Genomic DNA, 6,770 nt, shown 5'->3' with positions numbered 1-6,770 from the left:
TTCTTAAATAAACTTTCTCTGTATCATGACGTACGATCAGTGGTAATCAGGAAAGCACAAGTGGTTCCAGATTTTCGGGAAGCGGGCGGCGGGTAGCGTCTGTAGAAATGTCGAAGTTATTTCGGGACAGCTCCTAAATACCATCATCATTTCAAGAGTTCATGTTACCCAGCACCAAGACAACTGACTGGCAATAGCCGCTGAAATAAGAGAATCAGCGACTATACTCTGTTCACCTCAAGCCAAAATTTACTGGGGTAATCTGTATCATGAGCATTCCCAACACCGTTTACGATTTCCTTGCCAGGGAGCATATTCCCTATCAAACCATCAGACACCAGCCCAGCAAAAGTTCTGTGCAAAGCGCCATCGCCGCCAGAATTCCCCTGCACCGACTGGCCAAGGCAGTTGTCCTGAAAGACAGCCTTGATCACTATCTGATGGCCATTTTACCTGCGGCCAACCGGGTCAATATTCACCAGGTAGGCCAGATCACCAACTCAAAACTGCAGTTCGCCACTGAGCATGAGCTTAACTGCAGGTTCAAAGACTGCGAACCCGGTGCCATTCCACCCTTTGGTGAGCCCTACCACATGGACGTGCTCTGGGACACCCGGCTGCGCCAAAGCCCGGATGTTTTCCTTGAAGCCGGTGATCATGAAACCCTGATCCGCCTCTTGCAGGAAAATTTTCAACAAATCAGCAACGATCAACCCCATGATGACCTTTGTTCTGCACCACCGGGAAATCATTAAATGACAGCCATTCCACTGCGAAGATACTGCCTTGCGGCTCGTTGATTGCCCTGCTACCACTTTCACAGATAGCGTCCATACTGATAGCAGGCAGTTGGTTGGCGCTGTCTGTCATAAAAAACGGGTTAATTAAAGACGAGTTAATTAAAGAAAAGGAGCAGATCCCGGTAAAACTTCAATAATCGGGGATCCTGAAAATATGAAACAAAAACTGAGTTTACAAAATATTGTCGGTATGGGGTTTATGGTATTCGCCTTGTTTCTCGGCGCCGGAAACCTGATTTTTCCACCCATGGTGGGGCAACTGGCCGGGCAAGATATGTGGTATGCCGCAGCTGGCTTCCTGCTGACCGGCGTAGGCCTGCCCCTGCTGGGCATTGTTGCCATCGCCAGAGTGGGTGGTGGATTCAACGAGATCAGTGGCGAAATGCCCAAAGCCCTGATCATCACCCTTGGCTCCTGTATTTACCTGATCATCGGCCCCTTTTATGCTGTACCAAGGACCGCCCTGGTCTCTTATGAAGTGGGCATCACCCCTTTTCTGGCGGAACCTGGCAAGCTCAGCCAGCTGATTTTCAGCCTGCTCTTTTTCAGCATCTCCTGGTATCTCTCTATTCGACCGGGAAAGCTGCTGGAATCGGTTGGAAAACTGATTACGCCAGCGTTAATTATCCTCTTGGTGATTCTGGGCCTCGCACCTATTTTTTCCCCTCTCGGCGTTCCCGGAGAGGCCATGGGCACGTATACCGAATCCCCGGCTATCAAGGGATTCCTTGAGGGTTATATGACCATGGATGCCCTCGCTGCATTGATGTTCGGCATAGTCATCATCACCAATCTCAAATCCCATGGTATTAAAGATAAGTCCAGCCTGTTTCATTACAGTATCATTACCGGCATCATCGCAGCGGTCGGACTCGCGCTTGTTTACCTCTCCCTGTTTTACCTGGGAGCAACCAGCCGAGAGGTGGCCCCCGATTCAGACAACGGGGGGCAAATCCTGACACTTTATGTCGAGACACTGTTCGGAACAACCGGCATAGCGCTGCTTGCGGCTGTGGTGACCCTGGCCTGTCTGACCACGGCCATTGGCTGTATCACCGCCGCCAGTGAGTACTTTGATGAAATGTTCGACAAAATCAGCTATCAAACCATCGTCACCATCATCACCATTGTCTGTATCTTTTTTGCCAATATGGAATTGAACGAGATTATTGACCTTTTTATTCCGGCCCTGCTGATTCTCTATCCAATATCCATAACATTGATTTTTCTTGGCCTGATTCGTGACTGGCTCCCCAGTCCGGTGCTGACTTACCGGGCCACACTGGCGACAGCGTTTGCCCTGAGCATCGCTGATGTTCTGCGCATAAAAAATTACGCCGTGCTGCAGCCTTTTTTACAACCTTTGAGCATAATTCCCGGTTATGCCGATCATATGGTCTGGTTACTTCCGTCTCTGGCTGTATTCATCATGACCATTCTACTTGCTGCCTTGCACCACCGAGATTGATATTTTTCCGGCTGCCGATGTCAAGGGACTGCTCAGATATTAAGCAACACCAACATGCAGCAGGAAATTTTCGGAAAATGAACTTTCAGCCCATATCGCTGTCAATATTAAAAATGTTACTTAAATTGTCTTAGGTCAAAATGAACGTTATAACAGCTCAACCTAACCCCCAGATGAGTCCTGCTGACAACAGCAACCCCACTGGCGATGTCAAATGCCAATTTTGCCAACGGGAAGTTCGCTTGATAATGGAACCGAAAAAGGAAAAGGCATTTTGGGGTGCAGGCGCTCTGGCTTGTGTGCCTATGTCCATTTATGCATGTCAAATCAGTATGAATTCTGCAGTGCCCGGAACTGGAGTGTTCCCCGGTTTCACCAAAGCCATAGATTCTATTGGAAAAGGTTTTGCCACTGGTGGAGTAGTTGGAGCCGGCGTCGGCATCTTTGCGGGAGCAATGACCGAGTGTTTGATTAAACGGTGGCTGGGTGGCCGAGAATGCACCCATGTTCAGGATGCACCTATTCCGGATCAGCCACAGGCAGAAACCAGCGCCCCGGCAGAAGAGCAATCGCTTGATTCTCAGGCTGGTGCAAGGGAGCCAACCATAAGGTTTGTTGAAAATTCAGCCCGATTTCGAGGGGGCTTCCTCAATGCAATCAGGGATCAGCAGTAACTCTCATATTTTATGTTCACACTTGCTGAGTGAACAAGCCGAAGCAGTCGCGGAAAGAGCCCCGTGATCTGGAAAAGTCGGGTCATTAATTTCTGTCGGCGGCAATGCATTTAACAATTGGCAAGTGAAGACAGATCAAGTAAGCTTGCCAGCTTTTAGTTGCCGACACTTCAGCCACTAAGTCGTTGGCCAATTGGAATCGTATATTTGGCTAAATGGGCGGTTACTATGCAGGGACCATCGCCGTAGCTTTGTTACCGGAGTTGCAACGAAGCAGAGCGACTGCCCATTTAGTCAGAAAATATCATTTCATTGGGTTAACCACTTAAGATGCGTGAACCTTAATAATCCCCAAAAACGTAGTGCTTGCCACATGTTCCGCAACCTGGCCCTGCCCGCCTTATCTGTTTTTATCATGATCTTGACCGCCTGCCAGACAGTTTACGAAGAGCGTCCTGCCGAGGACGATGCAAGTATTATTCAACCAACTCCAGTCCCGGAGACGTCGGAACATCCCATGGTGCCATCAAGACCGGCGGAAAAAACAGAGCCTGCCGAGACTCATACAATTACCATTCGTGAGCAGACCATCCAGACACCTGCCCACCAGGATGGCCGACTCGTCCTTGGCATTAACGAAACCGCCACTTTGCCGAACCTGAACCTCAAAATGGAGGCAAAGCTGGATACCGGAGCAGAAAACAGTTCTGTAGACGCCAGAAATATCCAGTTGTTCGAACGTGATGGCAAAAAATGGGTCAAATTTGAATTGAATCGTACGTCCAGGGGAACTGAACCTCTGGAGCTGCCCCTCAAGGGTGTTACCCGGATAAAACGTCCGGGACTCCCATCGGAGGAGCGCCCGATCATCATGATGACCATCACCATTGGTGACATCACCCAGTCTGTGCCTGTTTCACTGACTGATCGCAGCAACTATGAGTCACCGCTGTTGATCGGGCGCAGCTTTATGCAGGATCTGGCGGTTATCGACGTCAATCAGAAGCATATTGCCACGAAAACGGTAATCAGCTCGAATAACCGAAAAACCCGGGTTCCTGTTACCCAAAAGTCATACACCAGGGCTATCATCAAACCGGTCAGCATTAACGGCCTGGTTACGCTGGGGGCTGTTGAGCATATGACACTGCCTGATTCCGATACGGTCCTGAAAGCCCGAATTGATACCGGCGCCCTGACCTCATCCCTTGATGCACGGAATATTGAATTTTTCAAAAAAGATGACAAAGACTGGGTTCGCTTCCAATTGCCAGACTCCGCCGACAATCTTATCGCCATGGAAGAACCGGTAACCCGGTTTGTTCGGATCAAACGTCACGGAGAAGCGTCTGAACGACGTCCGGTGATCACGTTGAATGCCCGGATTGGCAACATCATGGTGCCAACACAATTCACGCTGCGCAGCCGGGAAAACTATGAATTCCCGGCATTGATCGGTGCACGATTCCTTGAGAAACGGGCGCTTGTGGATGTATCCAGAGAATACTCTGCTGATAGCAAACAGCCCCGGGCAGGTGAGGGTATAAAGCCTTGAACCACAAAGACACCAAGGCACAAAGAAAGCCATTTTTGCCTGAACCCGGAAAAAACTTTGCCGTGAACAATATTTTGCTTATTTTCATCCCTGAAGGTGGCGCAAAATATTTTCACGCGCCATGGGCATTTGTGCCTTCCTTCTTTATCAAGGCCTTTCGCAACGTCATTTTGGGTGGCAAGAAAGCCCTGAACAACATGCCGTTTTTAGCCGGGTTCAGTTGAACCAGAAATAGACATCAAAAGCGAGGAAAAGAATGAAAGGTCGTTTTCAGCTTGGCCTTATGGTAGCTGTTCTGATTGTCGCTGGCCTGGGATTAACCCTGTACAAACACTTTGCCCTGGGTTTTCCGCTGTTGGGCAAGGATGTCTCTACTGTCTGGAGTATTGAAGCCTGGGTCAGCTTCACAGCCCGGGGAGAAGCGGCCCAGGCAAGCCTGACCCTCCCGGACCAGCAGTCTGACGTAAGAATTCTCGATGAATCCTTTGCCTCACCTGGCTATGGTATTAACCAGAGCAATGATGGCGGTCAGCGTCGTGCGCTCTGGAGTATCCGCAAAGCGGACGGTCGCCAGGATCTGTTCTATAAGGTCAAGCTTCGTCTGGAGCCCGGCATCAGTGCGGGCATCAGTGACAAGCCCGAACCGTTCATTGCGCCGGTACTCCCCGAACCCTATCAAACCGCTGCCAAAAGCCTGTTAAAACAGGTGACTGACCATTCAGCAGATCCGGTCAGTTTTGCCGGCACCCTGATCAGCCAATTTAACGCCAAAGAACCGGACCAGAACACCAATATGCTACTGGGCCTGGTGGCAGAAGGCGTCGGGCTTGGGGATTTACTGGTCAACCTGATCCATATGGGTAATATCCCTGCTCGCATTGTCCGGGGCCTGCACCTGGAAGATGGCCGTCGCCGACAACCCATTGTGGACATGATCGAGGTATATGATGGCACGCAATGGCAACTGTTTGATCCCAAAACCGGCAAACCCGGCAATCCGGACGCCTTCTTTCTCTGGCAGCGTGGCGCCAAATCACTTCTGGATGTGATGGGCGGCGTTAACTCTGATGTCAAGTTCTCTATTATCTCCCAGACGGTCCCGACCAGGGAACTGGCACTGACTCAGGCAACCCGGGATGGCGCCGCATTAATCGACTTTTCTATCTACTCCCTGCCATTGGAAGTCCAGAATGCCTTCAAGATCATTTTGCTGATCCCCATCGGGGTACTGGTTGTGCTATTTATGCGGATCGTCGTTGGCCTGCGCACCTCCGGCACCTTTATGCCGGTGCTGATTGCCATGGCTTTCCTGCAAACTCAATTAATACCCGGGCTGGTGATTTTCATCTCCCTGGTATCCATCGGTTTATGGATACGATCCTTCCTTAGCCAGCAGAACATGCTATTGGTGGCACGGTTGGGGGCGGTGATCATTGTGGTGATACTGATCATGGCTGCCATGAGCATCCTGAGCTGGAAGCTGGGCATCACCCAGGCACTGACGGTCACTTTCTTCCCGATGATCATTCTGGCATGGACTATTGAGCGGATGTCCATCCTCTGGGAAGAAGAAGGCCCCGGCGATGTCTTGAAAGAAGGCGGCGGCAGTCTTCTGGTGGCCACCCTGAGTTACCTGTCAATGACCAACCCCATTATTGAACAGCTCACCTTCAACTTCCCTGAACTGATGCTCACCTTGTTGGGCATTGTTCTGCTGCTTGGTCAGTACACCGGCTACCGACTGCTTGAACTCAAGCGGTTTTACCCCCTGGTGGATAAGTAGAGGTCGGCTGCCATGGGCTGGTTAAGCAGTTTTATTGCCAACACCCTGACAAAAAGCGCCATTGCAACCCCCTCCGGGCTCAGGGAGTCGGGGATACTGAGCATGAACAGCCGCAACCTGAATTATATCTCCCGGTATAACCCCAGGCGCCTGCTGCCTTTGGTAGACGACAAACTGACCACCAAACGCATGGCCGAGAAAGCCGGTGTTGATGTACCAAAACTGATTGGTGTGATTGAATACCAGTCCGACATTCGCAGGCTAAAGAGCATTCTGGAACCACTGGAGAAGTTTGTTATCAAACCGGCCAAGGGCAGTGGTGGCAAAGGCATTCTGGTGATTACCGGCCGTGATGGTGATCGATACGTCAAGGCCAGCGGCGACAGCTTATCCTTTGACGCCATTAGCCGTGATGTGTCCAATATTCTCGGCGGTCTCTACAGTCTGGGCGGAAAATCAGACGTTGCCGTTATTGAAAGCCTGATCACTG

At 50.6% G+C, this 6,770-nt stretch carries 7 protein-coding genes; all 7 read left to right on the top strand.

All coding sequences use genetic code 11. The features are described from left to right. Positions 1-269: 269 nt before the first annotated feature. The gene (locus tag KDK14_RS18930) at positions 270-755 is read left to right on the top strand and encodes an aminoacyl-tRNA deacylase (RefSeq protein ID WP_257266767.1); all 486 of its coding nucleotides are present in this window, start codon (positions 270-272) and stop codon (positions 753-755) included. Positions 756-954: 199 nt separating this feature from the next. Then, a complete protein-coding gene (gene brnQ / locus KDK14_RS18925; protein ID WP_257266766.1) occupies positions 955-2,268 on the top strand; it encodes a branched-chain amino acid transport system II carrier protein in 1,314 nt (437 codons plus the stop codon). 140 nt (positions 2,269-2,408) lie between these two features. Next, entirely contained in the window at positions 2,409-2,942 is a 534-nt protein-coding gene (locus KDK14_RS18920; protein WP_257266765.1) for a hypothetical protein, read from the top strand. 373 nt (positions 2,943-3,315) lie between these two features. Then, entirely contained in the window at positions 3,316-4,497 is a 1,182-nt protein-coding gene (locus tag KDK14_RS18915; RefSeq protein ID WP_257266764.1) for a RimK/LysX family protein, read from the top strand. A 62-nt stretch (positions 4,498-4,559) separates the two neighbouring features. Further along, positions 4,560-4,721 carry a hypothetical protein gene (locus tag KDK14_RS18910; RefSeq protein ID WP_257266762.1) on the top strand — a complete coding sequence of 54 codons (162 nt, stop codon included), beginning with the start codon at positions 4,560-4,562 and terminating at the stop codon, positions 4,719-4,721. 32 nt (positions 4,722-4,753) lie between these two features. Further along, positions 4,754-6,280 (top strand): inactive transglutaminase family protein, encoded by a 1,527-nt coding sequence (locus KDK14_RS18905; protein WP_257266761.1) that lies wholly within the window; start codon positions 4,754-4,756, stop codon positions 6,278-6,280. A 12-nt stretch (positions 6,281-6,292) separates the two neighbouring features. Then, positions 6,293-6,770, top strand: a 478-nt coding sequence (locus KDK14_RS18900; protein ID WP_306671617.1) for a sugar-transfer associated ATP-grasp domain-containing protein, incomplete at its 3' end; no start/stop codon positions are given.

It is taken from the genome of Endozoicomonas sp. ONNA2, from assembly GCF_024606365.1.
Lineage (GTDB): Bacteria > Pseudomonadota > Gammaproteobacteria > Pseudomonadales > Endozoicomonadaceae > Endozoicomonas.
Note: the sequence above shows the minus strand (reverse complement) of the source record. Positions and strands in the feature narration are given on the sequence as shown.